Below are 1,880 nucleotides of genomic sequence, written 5' to 3'. Positions count from 1 at the left end.
CATCCAATTCCTGCTTCTTTTCCTCAGACAGTTCCTTTCTGGGTTCATAAAGGATCTCTTTTTTCCGGACCGACTCTTCAAATCCCCGAAGAGCAGCAAACGGTGCAAACTGCTTTGCCCGGTGTCCCACATCCATCTTTCGCCGGTTGGATACCGGTCTTGGCATATAAATTAATTTTGCATACGCACTTGCCATCATGATCTATGCACCTCCTTATGCACGATGACCGCCAATCTGATTATTTCGTTCTCTGTATGTAGAGCAGTCAAGCAGATTAGCTCCCCGCATAATCGCATTTTTTCCATATCTCTTTTTTACATCCAGAATAGCCTGCTGTAAGTTCTTTTCCTTTTCGACTGCAGCCGGATCTGTAAACAGATCATACTGCAGATATCCTTCCGGCATGACCCGGTTGGCGCAGATCTCGATCCTCCGGATCCCTGTATGACGGTCTGTAATTTTCTGATACAGTTTATCCACTTCATTCATGATAGTGCTGGAACTGTTTGTCAAAGATGTCAGCCGCACGGTCCCATGGGATGAAGGTCGCTCATATCGATGATCATAAGCAATCCAAAGTGTGACAGAGCCAGTGATCAATCCTTTAGACACCAGATCCAACACAAGAACGTCTGTCATTTCCCGGACAACCACCGCTGCCTCCTCAAAAGAATAATTCCGCATGAGCACCTGCCCGTTAGACAGGCTGTGTTCCTCCGTGTGGTAATTCTTGATGTCATGAATATCACAGGATTCCAGACCCCAGGCATGATCGATCAGCAGCTCTGCATCGATTCCAAACATCTTATAGAGCCAATCCTCAGATGTAACAGACGTATAAGCAATATCTCCCATGGTATGGATTCCATAACCGGCAAGCTTTCTCTCTGTTCTGGAACCAATCCTCCAGAAATCACTGAGCGGACTATGATCCCATAACTGTTGTCTGTAGGATATCTCATTCAAAATACCAATGTGGTCATCCACATGTTTTGCGACAATATCCATGGCAACTTTTGCCAGATACAGGTTAGTACCGATTCCCGCAGTAGCAGTAATACCGGTTTCTTTCATCACCGCATCCATAAGCTCAACCGCCATTTCCTTTTCTGTCATATGATAAAGGGACAGATAATTCGTCACATCCATAAAACATTCATCAATGCTGTATACATGAATGTCCTCTTTGGAAATATACCGGAGATAGATACTGTATATTCTGGCAGAATAATCAATGTACAACTGCATTCTCGGCATGGCTGTAATATATTCAATACCTGCCGGAATCTCATGGATGCGACACCGGTTCTTCACCCCCAGCTTCTTCATAGCCGGAGTAATAGCCAGGCAGATCGTAGACTGTGATCTTGTCGGATCCGCAACGACCAGATTTGCCTTAAATGGATCAAGGCCTCTTTCTACACACTCGACGGACGCATAGAAGGATTTCAGATCGATACAGATAAAAGACTTCTGACGTCCCATTTTTTCACCTCTTTTGCACGTAATTTCCTATTTTCTCTTCTAATTGCTTCTTCCTGCGTCATTTATTCACATTCCAGATGCAATAATACAACTGAAAATCCGCTAAAATAGGCAATTTATAAGAGATTAATATTGACATTATAGGAAATATTGTTTATATTATATGCAAGTAATTGCTTATCTTTTGTGATTCACATTATAGGCAATCAATTTCGCGTTGTCAAGAGTTAACTTGCGTATTTTAGGAAATTACTTTCCTGCTTTTGCTCCGGGATAAGTCAATAAACCTGAAATAGCTTAGAAATGAGGTATTGTTATGACATTCGGTGAGAAAGTAAAAACATTGAGAAAGACAAAGGATATGAGTCAGACCCAACTGGCTCAGGTAGTTGGC

1 protein-coding gene and 1 pseudogene are annotated in these 1,880 nt (G+C 42.6%); both read right to left on the bottom strand.

All coding sequences use genetic code 11. From position 1 onward, the window contains the following. Positions 1–199, bottom strand: a pseudogene (locus WMO25_RS17615) (hypothetical protein); the annotation flags it as partial. 15 nt (positions 200–214) lie between these two features. Next, on the bottom strand, positions 215–1,486 hold the full coding sequence (locus tag WMO25_RS17610) for a Y-family DNA polymerase (protein ID WP_349086495.1): 1,272 nt from the start codon (positions 1,484–1,486) through the stop codon (positions 215–217). Positions 1,487–1,880: the final 394 nt, after the last annotated feature.

It is taken from the genome of Coprococcus intestinihominis (assembly GCF_040096555.1).
GTDB classification, from domain to species: domain Bacteria; phylum Bacillota; class Clostridia; order Lachnospirales; family Lachnospiraceae; genus Coprococcus_A; species Coprococcus_A intestinihominis.
Note: the sequence above shows the minus strand (reverse complement) of the source record. Positions and strands in the feature narration are given on the sequence as shown.